Here is a 17,855-nt window from a genome sequence, read left to right as displayed (position 1 = left end):
CCTAGGTCATTGTTCCAGTTCGGGGGTTAGTGTGGCGCCGATCTCGGCGCGGCGGCGCCGCTGTTCGACCGGGTCGGGGACCGGAACGGCGGCAACGAGGCGGCGGGTGTACTCGTGTTGTGGGTCGCGCAGGATCTGTTCGTTGTCGCCTTCCTCGACGCAGGATCCCTCGCGCAGGACCATGATCCGGTCCGCGAGCTGGTCGACGACGGCGAGGTCGTGGCTGATGAACAGACACGCCCAACCGCAACCACGCTGCAAATCGGCGAACAGCTCGAGCACCGCCGCCTGCACCGACACATCCAGCGCACTGGTCGGCTCGTCGGCAACGAGCAGATCCGGGTCGAGCACGAGCGCCCGCGCCAGACTCGCCCGCTGACGCTGCCCACCGGACAGTTCATGCGGGTACCGGCCCTCGGTGCCCGCGGGCAACTGCACGTCGTCGAGCATGTGCCTGACCCTCGCGCGGATGCTCGCCTTGTCGCCGGTGCCGTGCACGACCAGGGGTTCGGCGACGCATTCGCCGACGGTCAGGCGCGGATTGAGCGAACCGGCCGGATCCTGGAACACGAACCCGAACCGCCGCCGGATCGGCCGCAGTGTGCGCTGGGACAGCTCCGCGATGTCCTGCCCGCGAATCAGCACGTGCCCCGCGCTCGGCCGCTGCAGCGCGGCCACACAGCGCCCGATAGTCGACTTGCCCGACCCCGACTCGCCGACCAGGCCCAGGGTCTCCCCCGGCCTGATCTGCAAGCTGACGCCGTCGACCGCACGGAACGCGGGCCGCCCGAACGGCCCGGGGAACGTGACGACCAGATCCCGCACATCGAGCACCGGCTCGACGGACCGGTCGATCGCGGGCCGCTCGATGGTCGCCGCGCCGAGGTGCGGAACGGCATCGAGCAGCGCCCTGGTGTAGTCGGCCTTCGGACTGGCGAACAGCTCGTGCACCGGCGCCTGTTCGACCACCTCGCCCGCGCGCATCACCACCACCCGGTCGGCCAGGTCGGCGACGACACCCATGTTGTGGGTGATCAGCACGATCGCGCTGCCGAGCCGATCACGCAGATCGCGCAGCAGTTCCAGGATCTCGGCCTGCACCGTGACATCGAGCGCGGTGGTCGGCTCGTCGGCGATGATCACCTTCGGCTCACACGAGATGGCGATCGCGATCATCACGCGCTGCTTCTGCCCGCCGGAGAGCTGATGCGGGTAGTAGTCCACCCGATGCTCCGGGTCGGGCAGCCCGACCGTGCGCAGCAGCTCGATCGCCTTGGCCTTGGCCACTTTTCGGCTCATCCCACTGTGTGCGCGCAGTGCTTCACAGATCTGGAACCCGACCGTGAACAGCGGGTCGAGCGCGCGCGCCGGTTCCTGGAACACCATCGACACCTCGCCACCGCGCAGTGCGGTGAGCTGCCGTTCGGTCATCGAGGTGACCGGCCGATCGCCGATGGTGACCAGCCCGCGCACCGAAGCCGAATGCGGCAGCAGCCCGATCGCGGTGCGCGAACTCACCGACTTGCCCGACCCGGACTCGCCGACGATGGCGAGCACCTCACCGGGGAACACCTCGTAGGACACATTGCGCACCGCGTTCACGGGTCCGCTGTCGGTCGAAAAGGTGACCGAAAGGCCCGAAACAGCCAGTGCGGCAGTCTTTTCACTCATCGACTGTTTCCTTGTCTGCCGAGGTGACCGCACGCCTGGTGCGCAGCAGCGGGTTCAGCGTTTCGTCGAGGCTCTCGCCGACCAGCGTCATCCCGAGTACGACCAGCACGATCGCGGTTCCGGGGAAGATCGAGGTCCACCAGATGCCGTTGGAGACATCGTTGAGCGCCTTGTTCAGGTCGTAGCCCCATTCGGCGGCCTGGGTCGGCTCGATACCGAAGCCGAGGAAACCTAGCGCGGCGAGGGTGAGAATGGCATCCGCGGCGTTGATGGTGACGATCACCGGCAGCGAGCCGGTGACGTTGGACAGGATGTGCCGGAACATGATTCGCGTCGTCGACGCACCGGTTACCCGGGCGGCATCCACATACGGCTCGGTCTTCACCGCGACCGTCGCGTTGCGCACCACCCGGAAGTACTGCGGCACATAGACAACCGTGATCGCGATGGCCGCCGACAGCATGCCGCCGAGGCTGCTCGACGTACCACCGGCGACAACGATCGACACCACGATGGCGAGCAGCAGCGACGGGAACGCGTAGATGGCGTCCATGATCAGCACCAGCGTCTTGTCGACCCAGCGCCCCACATACCCCGACAGCAGTCCGAGCGGCACGCCGACCAGCAGCGACAGCGTCACCGAGATCGCGATCACCAGCAGCGCGGTGCGCGCACCGAACAGCACCCGCGAGAGCACGTCCTCGCTCCGCACCGAGGTACCGAACCAGTGCTCGGCCGAGGGCCCCTGCTGCGGCACGAAAGCCACACCGTCAGCGGTGTTCTGGGCCAGCCCGTAGGGCGCGAGTAACGGCGCGAACGCCGCAACGAGCACGAACACCGCGACCAGCACCAACCCGGTGATGAGGGTGACCCGTTGCAGTCCAACAGTTTTCGACAGCAGCTCGGCGCCGGGCAGACGCCGTCGTTTCACAGCGGTGGCCATCTAGAACCTCACCCTCGGGTCGATCAGCGCGACGATGGCGTCGACGACGAAGCTCATCACCGCGACGACCAGCGCGATGAACGCCACGATGCCCTGCACCGCGATGAAGTCGCGTGCCCGCAGATACTCGGCGAGCTGATAGCCCAGGCCTTTCCATTCGAACGTGGTCTCGGTGAGCACCGCGCCGCCGAGCATCATCGCGATGCACATGCCCATCACCGTGATGATCGGGATCAGCGCGTTGCGCACCGCGTGCCTGCCGGTGACCACCCGCGTGGACAACCCGCGCGCCCGCGCCGCCTCGACGAAATCGCTGCGCAGCGTCTGGATCAGGTTCACCCGCACCAGCCGCAGGAAGATGCCGCCGGTGAGCAACCCCAGCGCCACCGCGGGCAGCACCGCGTGTTCGAGCACGTCGAGCACATAGGACGGTTCGCCGTAGAGGATCGAATCGATGATCAGGATGTTCGTCTTCGGCGAAACATGTCGCAGCGCGAGCTCTACGTCCGTGCTGGCCCGCCCGCCGACCGGGAACCAGCCCAGCCACACCGAGAAGATCAGTTTGAACAGCATGCCGACGAAGAACACCGGCGCCGCGTAGGCGAGCACCGCGGAGAACCGCAGGAACGCGTCCGCCGCCGTATCCCGGTGCGTCGCCGCGTATCTGCCCAGCGGGATGCCGACGGCGAACGCGACGAGCAGACCCCAGAAGACGAGTTCGAAGGTGGCGGCACCGTAGGTGATCACCACGTCGGCGATCTCTTGATTGTCCTGCGTCCGGCCGAAGTCACCGTGCAGAAAGCCGGTGATGTACTCCCAATATTGCGTCAGGATAGGGCGATTGAGCCCTGCGGCTTCCTTGCGTTCCTCGATCTGATCCTGGGTCAGTCGACCACCCATGGCCGCGCTGATCGGGTCACCGATCACCCGCATCAGGAAGAACACCACTGTCACCAGCAACCATGCGGTCGGCAGAATCAGCAACAGCCGAATCAGCAGGTACCGCAGCAAAGCCACCTGGCGGGAACCCCCGCCGCGCATCCACCCGAAACGCCGCGCCCGGACCGGTGATCCGGGCGCAGCGGCAACGTCACTCACTTGCGCGTCGCTTACTTGCTCAGCACCGTGAAGCGGAACTTGAAGGAGCCGTCGAGGGTCTGATCGACACCGGAGACGCCCGGCTTCGACACCGCCACCTGCTTACCCGAGAGCAGCGGCAGGGTCGGCAGGAAGTTCTGCGCCAGATCCGTCTGGATCTTCTTCAGGAGCTCGGTCCGCTTCGTCGGGTCGGATTCGGTTGCCTCGGCGGTCAGTTGAGCGTTGATGCCGGGGTTCTCGAAGTGCGACTGCAGGAAGTTGTTCGGGCCGAAGAACGGCGTCAGGTAGTTGTCGGCGTCCGGGAAGTCCGGGAACCAGCCGAACTGGTACATCGGGTAACCGTCGGAGGCGCGCTCCTTCTGGTAGGTCACCCACTCGGTGGACTGCAGGTTCACCTTGAACAGGCCGGAGGCCTCGAGCTGGGACTTGACCGCCGCGTATTCCTCCGAGGAGCTGGAGCCGTAGTGGTCGGGGTTGTACTGCAGGTTCAGCGTCACCGGGGTGGCGACGCCCGCGTCGGCGAGGAACTTCGCGGCCGCGACCTTGTCCGGCTTGGCGCCGTAGAGATCCTTGAGCGGCTCGGCCGAACCGGCCATGCCGGCGGGCACGTAGCCGAAGGCGGGCTGGTAGGTGCCCTTGTAGACGCCGGCGGCCAGCGCCTCGCGGTCGACCGACGACGCGAATGCCTTGCGCACGGCCAGCTTCTGCGCCGGCGTGTCGCCCGGCATGGTGTTCATGTTGAACACGACGTAGCGCAGCTCGCCGCCGGGGCCGTCGGTGACCTTCACCTTGGAATCGGCTCGCAGGGAGTCGATATCGGTGGGGGTGAACGAGCGGTAGCCGACGTCGATGGCGCCGTTCTGCAGGTCCAGCTTCAGGTTGTCGGAGGTGGCGTAGTACTTGGTCGACACCGTGGTGTTCTTCGGCGTGCCGAGGATGCCCTGGTAGTCGGGGTTGGCCTGGTATTCGACCAGCTTGTTCTTGTCGTAGCTCGAGATCGTGTACGGGCCGGAGTAACCCTTGGCGGCGACGACCTCGTCGTCGGTGGCGACCTTGTCGGCTGGGAAAACCTTCTCGTCCACGATCGGGCCCGCCTGAGTCGGCAGGATCGTCGGGAAGGTCTGATCGTTGGCGACCTTGAGTGTGAACGCGACGGTGAGATCGTCGATCATGTCGGTCTTGTCGAGATTGCCGAGCAGCGAGGCCGGACCGTGCGGGTCGTTGATCTTGATCATCCGGTCGAAGGAGAACTTCACGCTCTTGGCGGTCAACGGGTTGCCGTTGGCGAATTTCAGCCCGGATTTGATCTTGCAGGTATAGACCGTCGGCGTGGTGAATTCGCACTTTTCCGCCGCATCGGGCTTGGGCGTGGTATCGCCCGGCGCGAAGTTCAGCAGATACGAATAGATCTGGTTCTCCACCAGCAGCGAACCGTTGTCGTACGCCGCGGCGGGATCGAGCGAGAAGATCTTGTCGGTGGTGCCGACGACCAGGCCCGCACCGGAGCCCGCTTCATCGGTGCGGCCAGAGCCACAACCGGCCAGCGCGGCGGCGACAGCGACGGTAATACCCACCGCGGCAATTTGTTTCGCGCGCGTACTTCGTGCCTTGTTCAACATCAGGTCCCATTCTCGAACGCCGCGCAGCCGTCGCACCCGGATCACAGGAGCGACGACTACATGGTGAGCTAGCGATATATCGAGGGACCGTACAGGTGAACCATTACCGGCCAGTTTCAAATGGTCCGAATTACTGCCGCCATGTTATGAACTAATCTTACGAAATTGCCGGTCACCGGAATTACTCTCGTACACAACACAAAAGGGGCCGATCAGGTTTATCCTGTCCGGCCCCTCTGGTGCGGTGTAGCGTCGGCGTGCGCTATGGACGACTGAGCGCGTCCACGTTTGCGTTCTCGCCCAACAGCTTCGACTCGGCCTTGCCCGAGAGCATCCCCTCGAGCACGTTCTTGCCGATAGCGGCCTCCGGCGGCAGTTCGATCGGGTAGTCGCCGGTGAAGCAGGCGGTGCACAGTCGCGAGCGCGGCTGTTCGGTGGCGGCGATCATGCCCTCGGTGGAGACGTAGCCGAGGGTGTCGGCGCCGATGGAGCGGCGCACGTTCTCGACCATGTCGGCATAGCTGTCGTCGGCACCGGTGCCGTTGGCGATCAGCTCCGCGCGCGAGGCGAAGTCGATGCCGTAGAAGCAGGGCCACTTCACCGGCGGCGACGCGATGCGCACGTGGATCTCGAGCGCACCCGCCTCACGCAGCATGCGGATCAGCGCGCGCTGGGTGTTGCCGCGCACGATGGAGTCGTCGACGACGATCAGCCGCTTGCCGCGGATCACTTCCTTCAACGGGTTGAGCTTGAGCCGGATACCCAGCTGACGGATCGTCTGGCTGGGCTGAATGAAGGTGCGGCCCACGTAGGCGTTCTTCATCAGGCCCTGGCCGTACGGAATGCCGGAGCCCTGGGCGTAACCGACCGCGGCGGGCGTACCCGACTCGGGCACCGGGATCACCAGGTCGGCGTCGACCGGATGCTCCTTGGCCAGCTTGCGGCCGATCTCCACGCGGGTGGAGTGCACCGAGCGACCGGCGATCGTGGTGTCGGGACGCGCCAGGTACACGTACTCGAAGACGCAACCCTTGGGCTCGGGATTGGCGAAGCGCATGGAGCGCACACCGTCGGAGTCGATGGCCAGCAGCTCGCCGGGCTCGATCTCGCGGACGAACGCGGCGCCGACGATGTCGAGCGCGGCGGTCTCGGACGCGACCACCCAGCCGCGATCGAGCCGGCCCAGCACCAGCGGGCGCACGCCGTGCGGGTCACGCGCGGCGTAGAGGGTGTGCTCGTCCATGAAGGTGAGGCAGAACGCGCCGCGCAGCTGCGGCAGCAGCTCCATCGCGGCGGCCTCGATGCTGGAGTCCGCCGACGCGTGCGCCAGCAGCGCGGTGACGATGTCGGAGTCGGAGGTGGCACCGGTCATCTGCGGGCGACCGTCGATCACACCGGCGCCGATCAGGCCGAGTTCGCGTGCGCGACCGGCCAATTCGGCGGTGTTCACCAGGTTGCCGTTGTGGCCCAGCGCCAGGCCGGAGCCGACGGAGGTGGTGCGGAAGATCGGCTGCGCGTTCTCCCAGGTGACGCCACCGGTGGTGGAGTAGCGACAGTGTCCGACGGCGATATGCCCGGGCATGGCCGCGAGAGTCTGCTCGTCGAAGACCTGGGAGACCAGGCCGAGATCCTTGAAGACCAGGATCTGGGAACCATCGGAAACGGCGATTCCGGCCGCCTCCTGCCCGCGATGCTGCAGGGCGTACAGGCCGTAGTAGGTGAGCTTGGCCACGTCTTCGTCGGGAGCCCAGACGCCGAAGACGCCACACTCCTCGCGAGGGTCGTGTTCGATCTCGTCGGGGGTGTTGGGCGTGGGGACGATCGTGGGATCGACGTCGGTCACCGTTTGCTCCCTGTTCGGGCGGGCTGGGGGCACTAGTCAGTCTACGGGTCATTCGCGACAGGTAGTACGCGCGCTCGCATCCTGGCAGCAATCCACTGGTCACGAACCGGCCGATCGGCCACAAGGAGCTGTTACGGTGCGGATCGTGACGACGGACGACAGTGCACACGTTGCAGCCGGTGAAACCGGGTCGGATAGTGAGAACACCAACGCGGAGCCGATTGATTCCGGACAGGCACCCGCTCGCGAAGCGACGTTCCCCACATCGATCATCGATCGGCGTCACTGGGCCCGGATCGTGCTCTCGCCCACTGCGGTGCTGACCGTGCTCACCGCCCTGCTCGGCGTGATGTACCTGGGCTATATCGCCGACCCGGAGAAGAATCTGCACGACTTCCCGATCGCGCTGGTCAATTCCGATGTCGGCGACGTGATGGGCTCGGGTGATCAGCGCAAGCAGGTCGATTTCGGCAAGCAGGTCACCGACGCGCTCGTCGCCGGTGTGCCCGCCGACAAGGTGGATCTGCGCGTGGTCGGAAAATCGGAGTCCGAACAGTTGCTGCGCACCGGGCAGGTGTACGGCGCGATCATCATCCCCGGCGATTTCAGCAAACGCCTGGGCATTCTCGGTACGGGCAGCATCGTGCCCGGCGAGATGGAACGGCCGATCATCACCCTGCAGTCCAATCCGCGCATGGGCGCCTACGGCGTCGGGATCATGCAGCGCATCGGCGACCAGGCGCTGACCGAGGTCGACAAGCAGGTCGGCATCCAACTGACCGAGCAGGTACAGGCCACCCTGGCCGAGACACCGGCGGGCGCACCGCCGCCGCAGGTGTCCGGCGCGGCGATGATCACCCTCGAGAGTCCGATCGATGTGGTGGCGCAGGACTTCCGTCCGCTGCCGAGCGGCACCGGGATCGGCCTGACCGCGTTCTTCTACTCGCTACTGCTGCTACTGGCAGGCATGGTCGGGGCGATGGTCATCCACACGATGATCGATTCCCAGCTCGGCTTCATGCCCACCGAGTACGGCCCCTGGTCCGTGCACTATCCGCCGACCCCGATCTCGCGCTTTCGCACCCTGCTCATCAAATGGGGGGTATCCGCGCTGGTCTCAGTGGTTGTTTCGCTGGTTTTCCTGCTGGTGGCGAAGGTGGTTGGCATGCCGGTCGACAATCCGCTCGCGCTGTTTCTGTTCTCGGTGCTCGCGATGATCGCTGTCGGCTGGACCGCCCTCATGACGCTGGCCGCCCTCGGCACCGCGGGTCTGCTGGTGAACCTGACCTTGTTCGTCATCCTCGGGCTGCCGTCCTCGGGCGGTACCGTCCCGATCGAGGCGACGCCGACCTACCTCGCGTGGCTCGCCGAATTCGAGCCGATGCACCAGGTGTTCCTCGGCGTCCGCTCGGTCCTGTACTTCGACGCCGGCTACGCGGCGGGCCTCGATCGCGGCATCTGGATGTCGCTGCTCGGCATCGCGATCGCCGTCGTATTGGGCACGATCATCACCCGCTACTACGACTACAAGGGCCTGCACCGCAAGCACACCGCGGCCGCCTGAGCCCGGCGACCCGGTTGCCGCTACCCGGCGGCCGGGTCGGTCCGCGTTGGCAGCGGCACAATCGGCAGCCACCCCGCGATCTCCCCCGCTCTGGTCCCCGACGCGCTCACCATCCCCGCCTGCACCGCGTCGTCGAATCCGAGCAGCCCGGTAGCCAGCAACAACCAGGTCCGAGCATCGGTCTCCACCACATTCGGCGGATTCCCCCGAGTATGCCGAGGCCCCTCGATACATTGCACCGCCACGAACGGCGGCACCCGAACCTCCACCGAATGCCCCGGCGCACTCCCCGCCAACGCCCGCACCGTCCCCTTCACCGCCGCCCCCAACTCCCGCCGCCCCGGCACCGGCAACCCCGGATCCCGCAACCACTCCCCCACACCCAACACAGCCGCCCGCACCTCCGCGGGATCAACCTTCTGTCGCGCCATTCCCCAGACGCTACCTAGCGCAACCGACACACAGAGGACAACCATGACCGCCTACCACCTCGAAGTCTTCCGAGACGACCGCTGGTGGATGATCCGAATCCCCCAACTCGACGGCCTCAACGGCAACATCGAAGGCCTCACCCAAGCGCGGCGCCACGCCGACATCGCCAAAGAGGCAACCGACTACATCTGCACAGTCGCCGATGTCGCAGCCTCCACCGTCGAACTCATTTACGCGCTAGCGTGATTCCCGATGAGACGTGCGACAGCTTTGATCTCGATCCCCGTGGCGACCCTGATCGCCGCCTGCCAGACACCCGACGACACCACCCCGCCTGAACCGCCACAGACCGTTCTGGCGTGTCAGGGCAAATTCGTGACCGGCCCACAAACGATCGCCGGATTCGACCTCTCGAAATTCATGCAGCGCACCCGCCTCCCACCGGATGTCCGCATAGCCGCGGGAAGATCAGCCGTGTCGCCCGATCGACCGGGCGCGGTCGACTTGTACCTCGACCTCTGCCTGCCGGGTACCGCAACGATGAACGACCTCCTCCCGGTCGCCACCGACCTGGCCCACGACCTCAAGGCCGACGAACTCGGCTCCCGCACAGCCACATTGACCATCGCCTGCGTCTGCGCCCACCTCCCGGGTCGCACCGAAGTGCGCGACGAGGACTTCCTGGCGCACCCGTGGAACGGCACGCCGTCCCGCGACGCCGAGTACCTGACCTGGACCAGGTCCGACAGCTGAACCACGGGGCTCCGACCACCGATCTATCGCCCGACGGCGAGGGTGGGTGGGGCGCGTCGTACATTCGTCCTATGAGTGTCACCGGTCCCCTAGAGCCGACAACGCTGCGATTGCGCGCTGCCGACGGGCTCACCCTGGTCGCCGACAGCTTCGGTGCCGAGGACGGCCCGTTGGTCGTGATGCTGCACGGTGGTGGTCAGAACCGGTATTCGTGGAAGCGGACCGGGCGGGCGCTCGCGGCGGCGGGGATGCGCGTTGTCACCGTCGACGCGCGCGGGCACGGTGACAGTGATTGGTCGCCGACGGCGGATTACTCCCGGGATGTGATGGTCGCCGACCTGCACACCGTGCTCGAGCAGCTCGGTGCGACGCGGGAGGCGGGCGCGGTGGTCGTCGGGGCGAGCATGGGCGGGATCACCGGGCTGCTCGCCACGGCGAAGCCGGGTGGCAGCGCGATCCGTGCGCTCGTCCTGGTCGACATCGTGCCCCGCTCGGAATCCGCGGGGGTGGCGCGCGTGATGGACTTCCTCGGCAGACACCGCGACGGCTTCGACACCCTCGACCAGGTGGCCGACGCGGTCGCCGCCTACCTGCCGCACCGCCCGCGCCCCGACAATTCCGACGGCCTGCTGCGCAGCCTGCGTCAGCGTGACGGCCGCTGGTACTGGCACTGGGACCCCGACCTGATCAGCGATGTCAACGACGACCCGGACGCCCGCATCGTCGAGATGGAAGCCGCCGCCGAGGCGCTGACCATCCCGGTTCTGCTGATCCGCGGCGGCAAGTCCGATGTCGTCAGCGACGAGGGCGCCGCGGCATTTCTCGCCCTCGCACCGCACGCCCGCCTGGCCGAGATCAGCGCGGCGGCCCACACCGCCGCGGGCGACGACAACGACGCCTTCACCGAGGCCGTCGCCGGTTTCGTCGCCACGGCCTGAGCTAGCGCCCCAGCCCATCGACCCACCGGGCAGCGGTCGGCGCGAGCGCTCCCCCGGCATTGATCGCCAGATGCAGGAGCGCGGGTGCGGTCGCACTGCCCGACCGCCGACGGAGTTCGGTGAAGACGAGCCCGGCGAGGGTGGTGGCCAGGATCGTCGGGAGTACCGGATCGCCTGCGGCTCTTGCCGGTTGGATGTGCCACAGCCCGAAGTCGATGGCACCGATCACCGGGGCGCCGACACTGTCGGCGAGCACGGGGTCGAGGGTGCCCCGGAAGATCGCTTCTTCGGCCAGGACGGTGCCTACGGGGATGTGCAGGGCAATCCATTCCAGGGTTGAGGTTTCCGGTGCGCGGACGGCGATTTCGAGTGGGAGGCGTCGGAGCGAAGGGATCGCCAGGGCGACGGCATAGCCGGTGAGCACTACGGCCGCACTGCTCAGTCCCCATCGGAACCCACTGGGCGACAACCAGTTCGGGTTGCCCCGGAAGAGCTTTGTGTATCCCGTCGCGAAGGCGACATTCGCCGCGGTGCGGCCGCGCAGTGGGAGATCGAGGGCAGGCAGGACCCGGTTGCTCCACAGCGGCGGAAGGATCAGCGCCGCGACCCTTTCAAGTCTTCTCACTTCACCTCCCGCTCGTAGGTCTCCGCCGATTCCAGTGCGGCACGGATACTTTCGACAACATCACCACTGACGCCGGTAGGCGCGACGACGGCCAACCACCCGTCCAGCACCAAACTCCCGTACCGATGCCCGTGCCCGTCGACGACCCCCTGCGCGTTGGTGAGATCGGCCGTGACCTGCCAGAACGTCACGAACGGCGCCCACCGCATCTGAGTGGACACATCGGAACCACGTGGCTCGCTCAACCAATCAGGCCGTGTGAAGATCAGATCGGCCGACCACCACACGATCGGGTCGGAGGGGTGTTGCAGATAGGCGATGCGAGGTGCACGCCACGGCTCCGAACCATCGAAATCTGCTGCGTCATCGGCGAATCGAACAACAAGCCCGTCCGCGTACACCGGCGCCACCTCGGGCGACCCCGGATCGCGGCGATCGACGAACTGGCTCCACAACCGATTCGAATTCGGCGGTCCGACCCACAACGCACCATCGACCTCCTCACGCAGATCGGCCAGCCCGTCGAACGCCTCCTCCGACCCCTGCGAACCCAGACTCTCCCCATAGACGAACAACTTCGGCCGATGCCCTTCCGGCTGGGCCGACCACCGCTCGTACACCGCGTCGAACAGCTCCCGGCTGGCCGCGGCCGCTTTCTCCCGGTCCGACAGGAACGAGAGCACGCTGGGCAGATAGGAGAACTGGGTCGCCACGATCGCCGTATCACCGCCGTAGAGATACTCCACAGCCCCCGCCGCCATGCCGTTGACCCAGCCGGTCCCGGTAGTCGTGACCACCACCATCGCCGCACGTTCGAAGGCCTTCGTCCGTTCGAGTTCAGCGACCGCCAGCTGCGCCGCGGTCTGGTCCCGAGTCACCGACTCCAACCCCACGTACGCCCGAATAGGTTCGCGCGCGGTCTTTCCCGTCACCTCGGTGATCGCGGCGGCACTCGGTCCGTTGGAAACGAACCACCGCCCCTCGAACCCCAATGTCTGCCACGGCGCGAGCGACCCGGGGCTCCCCGAACGCTCCGGCGCGATGGGCTGCACCGCGTACGGCGTGGTCCGATCGTTGCGCACGCTGAACGCCGAGTTGGCCACCGCGAAGAACGCCTGCGAGGCGACGCCGTTGAAGATCGTCACCGTGAGCACAACCAGCACCAGCAACCCGGCCGCCGGGGCCACTTCGCGCGGCACCCGCACCCACCGATTGAGCTGACGAGCCAGCCCGAGCACCATGACCCGCACCGTCCGATACGCGGCCACCACAGCCACCCCGACAGCCAAGCTGAGCAGGCCGGTGCGCAGATACGCGGGCGTGGTGGTCCCCGCCATCCCCATCAGCGAGGTGATCTCGCGCTGCCACCGCGCCGACTGCACCAGCATCACCGCCGCGACCAGCGCACACCCAACCAACACGGTCGCTTTGATGGCATACCGCAGCCGATCCGACGGGCTGGGAATCGGCAGCCGAGCCCGCACCCACCGCCGGAACACCCACTCGAGCACACACCCGAGCCCGTACCCGATCGCCGCGTTGATCCCACTGATCAGCCCCTGGAACAGCCAGTCACGCGGCACCAGCGAGGGCGTCACCGACAGCCCGAAAAACAGCGTCGCCAGCACCAATCCGACATAATTCAGATCGACGATGTCCTCAACGCGACGCGCGAGGACGCCGCCGCGCGCACGCAGCATCGTAGAAGTCGAAGCGCGCTCGGTCACCGCCCCAGTATGGCGGCCGGTACCGACAATCAACCGGATTTGTGACTGCGGAGCCGCTCACAAACTACGTACCGCACTCGAGTAGTTGTACGCGCGATCGCGAAGCGCCAGATCAGCACACTGAGAACCATGAGCACAAACACCAAGCCGAAGAACACCTCGGCCTACATGGCCCAGGCCGCGATCGCGTTCGCTGTCAGCCTGTTCGGGACCGGCGCCGGAATCGCCTACCTGCCGCTGGACGGCTGGCAGCGCGCGTTCCTGGCGATGTCGGGCCTGTTCCTGGTGACCAGCTGCTTCACCCTCGCCAAGGTCGTGCGCGACCAGCAGGAGACCCAGTCACTGATCGGCCGGATCGATGAGGCACGGCTGGAACAGCTGATCGCCGAACACAATCCGTTCAAATCGGTGTCGTGAGAAGACCGGGGCAGCTCCGATCGAGGGGTTCGGCGCTGCCCCGGTTCGTCACTTCAACTGCCGTTCGGTGGCAGCGGCCTCGGCGACGAACGTCTCGATCCGGGCCGCCAATTCCGGTGTGTAATCCGGTGGTTGGGCTACCGCCGCCCAGGCTTCGGGCACGATATTGCCGTAGTTGTGACCGTGTCCGTCCGAAACCGTCTGCGCGCGTGGCAGATCCGCGGCCACCTGCCAGAAGGTGACGATCGGATACCACGACATCGCCGGTGACACATCGGGTCCGCGCTTCTCCCGCAACCAATCCGGCTGACTGAACAGCAGATCCGGCGACCACCACACCACCGGATCGGAAGCGTGTTGCAGATAGACGATGCGCGGGTCGTTCCAGGTCGGCGTCGGCTGCGCGAGCCGATCGGCGTTCGCGGCGAACCGCACCGACATCCCGTCGGCGTAGATCGGGGCGATCTCGTCGGTGCCGGGGTCTCGTCTGGTCACGAATTCCGACCACAGCCGGTTGGAATTGGGCGGCCCCACCCACAGCACGCCGTCGGCGCGGTTGCGGATATCGGCCAGCCCGGAGAACGCGCCCTCCGACCCCTGCGAACCGAGGCTCTCGCCGTAGACCAGCAGCTTGGGCCTGGTTTCCTCGGGCAGCGCCGACCAGCGGTCGTACACCTTGTCGAACAGCGTGCGCCCCATGGTCATCGACTTGTCCCGGTCGGACAGGAACGACAGCGCGCTGGGCAGATACGAGTACTGCGTCGCCACCAGCGCGGTGTCGCCGCCGTACATCAATTCGACCGCCACGGCGCTGGTCGTATCGACCCAGCCGGTGCCGGTGGTGCTGATCACCACGAGCGCCTCGCGTTCGAAGGCCTTGGTGCGCTCAAGTTCGGCGAGGGCCACGTCGGTCTGCGCCTCGACGCCATCGGCGGATTCCAGCCCCGCGTAGACCCGAATCGGTTCGCGTGCGGGCTTTCCGGTTACCTGACCGATAGCGAGGGCGGTCGGCGCGTTGGCCACGAACCACCGCCCCTCCGAACCCAATGTCTCCCACTTGGCCAAAGACTCAGGGCTACCGGATCGTTCGGGCAGCGTCGGCTGGACCGCGTTCTCCGAGGTGTGGCTGTTGCGCGCGCTGAACGCCGAATTGGCCACGGCGAAAAAGCCTTTCGCCAACACGCCGTTGAACAACAGCACCGCGGCCACCACCACGACGAGCACCCCGAGCGGCCGGGCGAACGCCGCCGGGATCCGCACCCACTGGTTCAGCACCCGGGTCACCGTGCGCACCAGCCGAACCACCAGTCGCGAGATCCAGATCAGCAGACCGACCACCACCGCGCCGACCAGCACGGTCCGCGGATACCCGGCGTCGGACACCGGTTCCATCCCCATCAGGTCGGTGATCTGCCGTTGCCACTTCGAGGACTGGACGCTCATCAGCACCGCGAAGATCAGGCACGCCACCACGATCGCGATCTTCAGCGCTACCAGCAGCCAGCTCGGCCGCCGAGCCCACGCCGTGCGCACCCGCTCGGGCCAGGTGATCCGCGGCGCGACCCACTTGCGCCAGGCCCACGCCAGCAAGCAGCCGAGCCCGTAGCCGATCGTCGCGTTGATTCCGCTGACCAATCCCTGGAAGAACCAGTCACGCGGCAGCAGCGAGGGTGTCAGTGACAGCCCGAAGAACATCGTGGCCACGACAAGGCCGGTGTAATTGGGATGAAAAAACCTCTCCACCAGGTGAATTACCCGGATGAAGAGGTTCTTGTGCGCGTCGTCGTCGCGCGTGACCGGCTGAGGAGTCGAGCTCGTATCCGCTGTAGTCAAGCTCGACTCCTCATCGATCAATTCACGCGGTATGGGCTCCGAACAGCTTAGGCAGCGTGCCCTCGAATGCCTCACGCAATTCGGCGAGTGTCACGGAGAACTGCCCCTGCACCTCGACCGAATCCGAACCCTGGTCCACCACACCGATGCGCACCCACGGCAACTGCCGCGCGTCGCACATCTTGGCGAAACGGGTCTCCTCCGAACGCGGCACCGCGACGAGCACGCGCCCGGCCGACTCGGAGAACAGCTGCACGAACGGGTCCGAACCCTCGGGAAGCACGATGCGGCAACCGGTTTCGCCTGCCAGCGCCGCCTCGATGACGGTCTGTGCCAGACCACCCTCGGACAGGTCGTGCGCGGCGGAGATCATGCCGTCGCGCGAACCCGAGGTGAGCACCTCCGAGAGCAGCTGCTCGCGGGCGAAGTCGACCCGCGGCGGCACGCCACCGAGGTGATCGTGGGTGACCTGCGACCAGATCGAGCCGTCCAGCTCGTCGTGGGTGTCGCCGAGCAGGAGCAGCGACTCACCCGGCTCGATGCCGAGGCCGGTCGGGATGCGGCGGTGTACATCGTCGATCACGCCGAGCACGCCGACCACCGGGGTGGGCAGGATGGCGTCCTTGCCGGTCTGGTTGTAGAAGCTCACGTTGCCGCCGGTCACCGGAATGCCCAGCGCCGCACAACCATCCGCGAGACCGCGCACGGCCTGCTGGAACTGCCACATCACGCCCGGGTCCTCCGGCGAACCGAAGTTCAGGCAGTTGGTGACGGCCTTGGGGGTGGCGCCGGTGGTGGCGACATTGCGGAACGCCTCGGCCAGCGCCAGCTGCGCGCCGGTGTACGGGTCGAGCAAGGTGTAGCGGCCCGACGCGTCGGTGGCCAGGGCGATACCACGGCCGGAGGACTCGTCGATGCGGACGACGCCCGCGTCGGCGTGCTCGGCCAGCACGGTGTTGCCGCGCACGTAGCGGTCGTACTGCTCGGTGATCCACTTGCGGCTGCACAGCTGCGGGCTGGCGATCATCGTGAGCAAGGTCTCGCGCAGCTCGTCGCCGGTCTTGGGCCGGGTCAGGGTGGCGGTGGTGTCGGCGATCAGCGCGTCCTGGGTGTCGGGACGCTGCACCGGGCGCTCGTACACCGGGCCCTCGTGGGCGACGGTGCGTGGCGGCACGTCGACCACGGTCTCGCCGTGCCAGGTGATGACGAGGTGGTCGCCGTCGGTGACCTCACCGATGTCGGTGGCCAGCACGTCCCACTTCTTGCAGACGGCCATGAACGCGTCCACGTTCTCCGGCGTGACGACCGCGCACATGCGCTCCTGCGATTCGCTCGACAGGATCTCCGCGGGGGTCATGTGCTTGGCGCGCAGCGGGACCTTGGTCAGGTCGATGTGCATGCCGCCGTCGCCCGCCGCGGCGAGTTCGGACGTGGCACAGGACAGACCGGCGCCGCCGAGGTCCTGGATGCCGACGACCAGCCCGGCCGCGTACAGGTCGAGACAGCACTCGATGAGCACCTTCTCGGTGAACGGGTCGCCCACCTGCACGGCGGGCAGCTTCTTGCGGCCGGTGCCGGACTCGTCACCGGAGAAGGAATCCGAGGCGAGCACGGACACGCCGCCGATGCCGTCGAGGCCGGTGCGCGCGCCGAACAGGATGATCCGGTTGCCGTTGCCCGAGGCGAAGGCCAGGTGCAGGTCTTCCACACGCATCGCGCCCGCGCACAGCGCGTTCACGAGGGGGTTGCCCTGGTAGGAGGCGTCGAACACGGTCTCGCCGCCGACATTGGGCAGGCCGAGGGAGTTGCCGTAACCGCCGACGCCGCGCACCACACCGTCGACCACGCGACGGGTGTCGGGGGCGTCCGCCGCGCCGAAGCGCAGCTGGTCCATCACCGCGATCGGGCGTGCGCCCATGGCCATGATGTCGCGCACGATGCCGCCGACGCCGGTGGCCGCGCCCTGGTAGGGCTCCACGTAGGACGGGTGGTTGTGGCTTTCCACCTTGAAGGTGACGGCCCAGCCGTCGCCGATGTCGACCACGCCGGCGTTCTCGCCGATCCCGGCCAGCATGGAGGCCTTCATCTCGTCGGTGGTGGTCTCACCGAAGTAGCGAAGGTGCACCTTGGAGGACTTGTAGGAGCAGTGCTCGCTCCACATCACCGAATACATCGCCAGCTCGGCATCGGTGGGCCGACGGCCCAGAATCTCCTTGATGCGGGCGTACTCGTCGTCTTTGAGACCGAGTTCCTTGTACGGCTGCGGAGCATCCGGGGTGGCTGCGGCGGTAGCGACGGTGTCGACCTGCAGTGTCACGGGAGACCAGGGTCCTTTCGGCCGGGGGGAACTTGATCTGCAGAGTCTAATGGTTGCGGGGTAACCGCCTGCCGC

15 protein-coding genes are annotated in these 17,855 nt (G+C 66.9%); 5 read left to right on the top strand and 10 right to left on the bottom strand.

What is annotated here, in order from left to right:
* Positions 1-6: 6 nt before the first annotated feature.
* The 5 genes from ACFXKN_RS19265 to purF form a co-directional block, all read right to left on the bottom strand.
* Complete coding sequence (locus tag ACFXKN_RS19265; protein ID WP_379433516.1) at positions 7-1,671, bottom strand: ABC transporter ATP-binding protein; 1,665 nt, start codon at positions 1,669-1,671, stop codon at positions 7-9.
* Positions 1,664-2,614, bottom strand: coding sequence for an ABC transporter permease (locus tag ACFXKN_RS19260; RefSeq protein WP_379433515.1), 951 nt, complete (start codon positions 2,612-2,614; stop codon positions 1,664-1,666). The genes ACFXKN_RS19265 and ACFXKN_RS19260 overlap by 8 nt, the downstream gene beginning before the upstream one ends.
* The gene (locus ACFXKN_RS19255) at positions 2,615-3,655 is read right to left on the bottom strand and encodes an ABC transporter permease (protein ID WP_379433560.1); all 1,041 of its coding nucleotides are present in this window, start codon (positions 3,653-3,655) and stop codon (positions 2,615-2,617) included.
* Positions 3,656-3,723: 68 nt separating this feature from the next.
* Positions 3,724-5,331 carry an ABC transporter substrate-binding protein gene (locus tag ACFXKN_RS19250; protein ID WP_378967139.1) on the bottom strand — a complete coding sequence of 536 codons (1,608 nt, stop codon included), beginning with the start codon at positions 5,329-5,331 and terminating at the stop codon, positions 3,724-3,726.
* Between the two features lie 262 nt (positions 5,332-5,593).
* Positions 5,594-7,174, bottom strand: coding sequence for an amidophosphoribosyltransferase (purF, locus tag ACFXKN_RS19245; RefSeq protein ID WP_378967130.1), 1,581 nt, complete (start codon positions 7,172-7,174; stop codon positions 5,594-5,596).
* Between the two features lie 145 nt (positions 7,175-7,319).
* On the opposite strand from purF, the gene ACFXKN_RS19240 reads away from it, so the two are divergent.
* Positions 7,320-8,738 carry a YhgE/Pip domain-containing protein gene (locus ACFXKN_RS19240; protein WP_379433514.1) on the top strand — a complete coding sequence of 473 codons (1,419 nt, stop codon included), beginning with the start codon at positions 7,320-7,322 and terminating at the stop codon, positions 8,736-8,738.
* A 20-nt stretch (positions 8,739-8,758) separates the two neighbouring features.
* Here the strand turns inward: ACFXKN_RS19240 and ACFXKN_RS19235 are convergent, their stop codons facing one another.
* On the bottom strand, positions 8,759-9,169 hold the full coding sequence (locus tag ACFXKN_RS19235) for a sterol carrier family protein (RefSeq protein ID WP_379433513.1): 411 nt from the start codon (positions 9,167-9,169) through the stop codon (positions 8,759-8,761).
* A 43-nt stretch (positions 9,170-9,212) separates the two neighbouring features.
* Here ACFXKN_RS19235 and ACFXKN_RS19230 point away from each other — a divergent pair, with 43 nt between their 5' ends.
* From ACFXKN_RS19230 to ACFXKN_RS19220, 3 genes are all read left to right on the top strand, one after another.
* Positions 9,213-9,416, top strand: coding sequence for a hypothetical protein (locus ACFXKN_RS19230; protein ID WP_378913900.1), 204 nt, complete (start codon positions 9,213-9,215; stop codon positions 9,414-9,416).
* Between the two features lie 6 nt (positions 9,417-9,422).
* A complete protein-coding gene (locus ACFXKN_RS19225; RefSeq protein WP_379433512.1) occupies positions 9,423-9,923 on the top strand; it encodes a hypothetical protein in 501 nt (166 codons plus the stop codon).
* Positions 9,924-9,994: 71 nt separating this feature from the next.
* Complete coding sequence (locus ACFXKN_RS19220) at positions 9,995-10,861, top strand: alpha/beta fold hydrolase (RefSeq protein ID WP_378967101.1); 867 nt, start codon at positions 9,995-9,997, stop codon at positions 10,859-10,861.
* Between the two features lies 1 nt (position 10,862).
* On the opposite strand, the gene ACFXKN_RS19215 is transcribed toward ACFXKN_RS19220, so the two are convergent.
* Both ACFXKN_RS19215 and ACFXKN_RS19210 read right to left on the bottom strand, forming a co-directional pair.
* Positions 10,863-11,486 carry a CPBP family intramembrane glutamic endopeptidase gene (locus tag ACFXKN_RS19215; protein ID WP_379433511.1) on the bottom strand — a complete coding sequence of 208 codons (624 nt, stop codon included), beginning with the start codon at positions 11,484-11,486 and terminating at the stop codon, positions 10,863-10,865.
* Positions 11,483-13,186, bottom strand: coding sequence for an alpha/beta hydrolase (locus ACFXKN_RS19210; RefSeq protein WP_379433559.1), 1,704 nt, complete (start codon positions 13,184-13,186; stop codon positions 11,483-11,485). Before ACFXKN_RS19210 ends, ACFXKN_RS19215 begins: the two co-directional genes overlap by 4 nt.
* Positions 13,187-13,342: 156 nt before the next feature.
* Between ACFXKN_RS19210 and ACFXKN_RS19205 the strand changes: the two genes are divergently transcribed.
* The gene (locus ACFXKN_RS19205) at positions 13,343-13,630 is read left to right on the top strand and encodes a YiaA/YiaB family inner membrane protein (protein WP_056818759.1); all 288 of its coding nucleotides are present in this window, start codon (positions 13,343-13,345) and stop codon (positions 13,628-13,630) included.
* A 48-nt stretch (positions 13,631-13,678) separates the two neighbouring features.
* Here the strand turns inward: ACFXKN_RS19205 and ACFXKN_RS19200 are convergent, their stop codons facing one another.
* Both ACFXKN_RS19200 and purL read right to left on the bottom strand, forming a co-directional pair.
* Positions 13,679-15,463, bottom strand: a complete 1,785-nt coding sequence (locus ACFXKN_RS19200) for an alpha/beta hydrolase (protein WP_379433510.1) — start codon at positions 15,461-15,463, stop codon at positions 13,679-13,681.
* A gap of 22 nt (positions 15,464-15,485) precedes the next feature.
* Positions 15,486-17,780, bottom strand: a complete 2,295-nt coding sequence (gene purL, locus ACFXKN_RS19195; protein WP_378967071.1) for a phosphoribosylformylglycinamidine synthase subunit PurL — start codon at positions 17,778-17,780, stop codon at positions 15,486-15,488.
* Between the last annotated feature and the right edge of the window lie 75 nt (positions 17,781-17,855).

The sequence above is a fragment of the Nocardia sp. NPDC059195 genome, assembly GCF_042754695.1.
Taxonomy (GTDB): Bacteria; Actinomycetota; Actinomycetes; order Mycobacteriales; family Mycobacteriaceae; genus Nocardia.
The sequence above is the reverse complement of the archived record's forward strand: the minus strand, read 5'-3'. Positions and strand labels throughout refer to the sequence as shown.

Excerpts from the sequence above, each read along its gene's own strand:
- ACFXKN_RS19265 (WP_379433516.1), bottom strand. The coding sequence starts at position 1,671 with ATGAGTGAAAAGACTGCCGCACTGGCTGTTTCGGGCCTTTCGGTCACC.
- ACFXKN_RS19260 (WP_379433515.1), bottom strand. The coding sequence starts at position 2,614 with ATGGCCACCGCTGTGAAACGACGGCGTCTGCCCGGCGCCGAGCTGCTG.
- ACFXKN_RS19255 (WP_379433560.1), bottom strand. The coding sequence starts at position 3,655 with ATGCGCGGCGGGGGTTCCCGCCAGGTGGCTTTGCTGCGGTACCTGCTG.
- ACFXKN_RS19250 (WP_378967139.1), bottom strand. The coding sequence starts at position 5,331 with ATGTTGAACAAGGCACGAAGTACGCGCGCGAAACAAATTGCCGCGGTG.
- ACFXKN_RS19235 (WP_379433513.1), bottom strand. The coding sequence starts at position 9,169 with ATGGCGCGACAGAAGGTTGATCCCGCGGAGGTGCGGGCGGCTGTGTTG.
- ACFXKN_RS19230 (WP_378913900.1), top strand. The coding sequence starts at position 9,213 with ATGACCGCCTACCACCTCGAAGTCTTCCGAGACGACCGCTGGTGGATG.
- ACFXKN_RS19225 (WP_379433512.1), top strand. The coding sequence starts at position 9,423 with ATGAGACGTGCGACAGCTTTGATCTCGATCCCCGTGGCGACCCTGATC.
- ACFXKN_RS19220 (WP_378967101.1), top strand. The coding sequence starts at position 9,995 with ATGAGTGTCACCGGTCCCCTAGAGCCGACAACGCTGCGATTGCGCGCT.
- ACFXKN_RS19210 (WP_379433559.1), bottom strand. The coding sequence starts at position 13,186 with ATGCTGCGTGCGCGCGGCGGCGTCCTCGCGCGTCGCGTTGAGGACATC.
- ACFXKN_RS19205 (WP_056818759.1), top strand. The coding sequence starts at position 13,343 with ATGAGCACAAACACCAAGCCGAAGAACACCTCGGCCTACATGGCCCAG.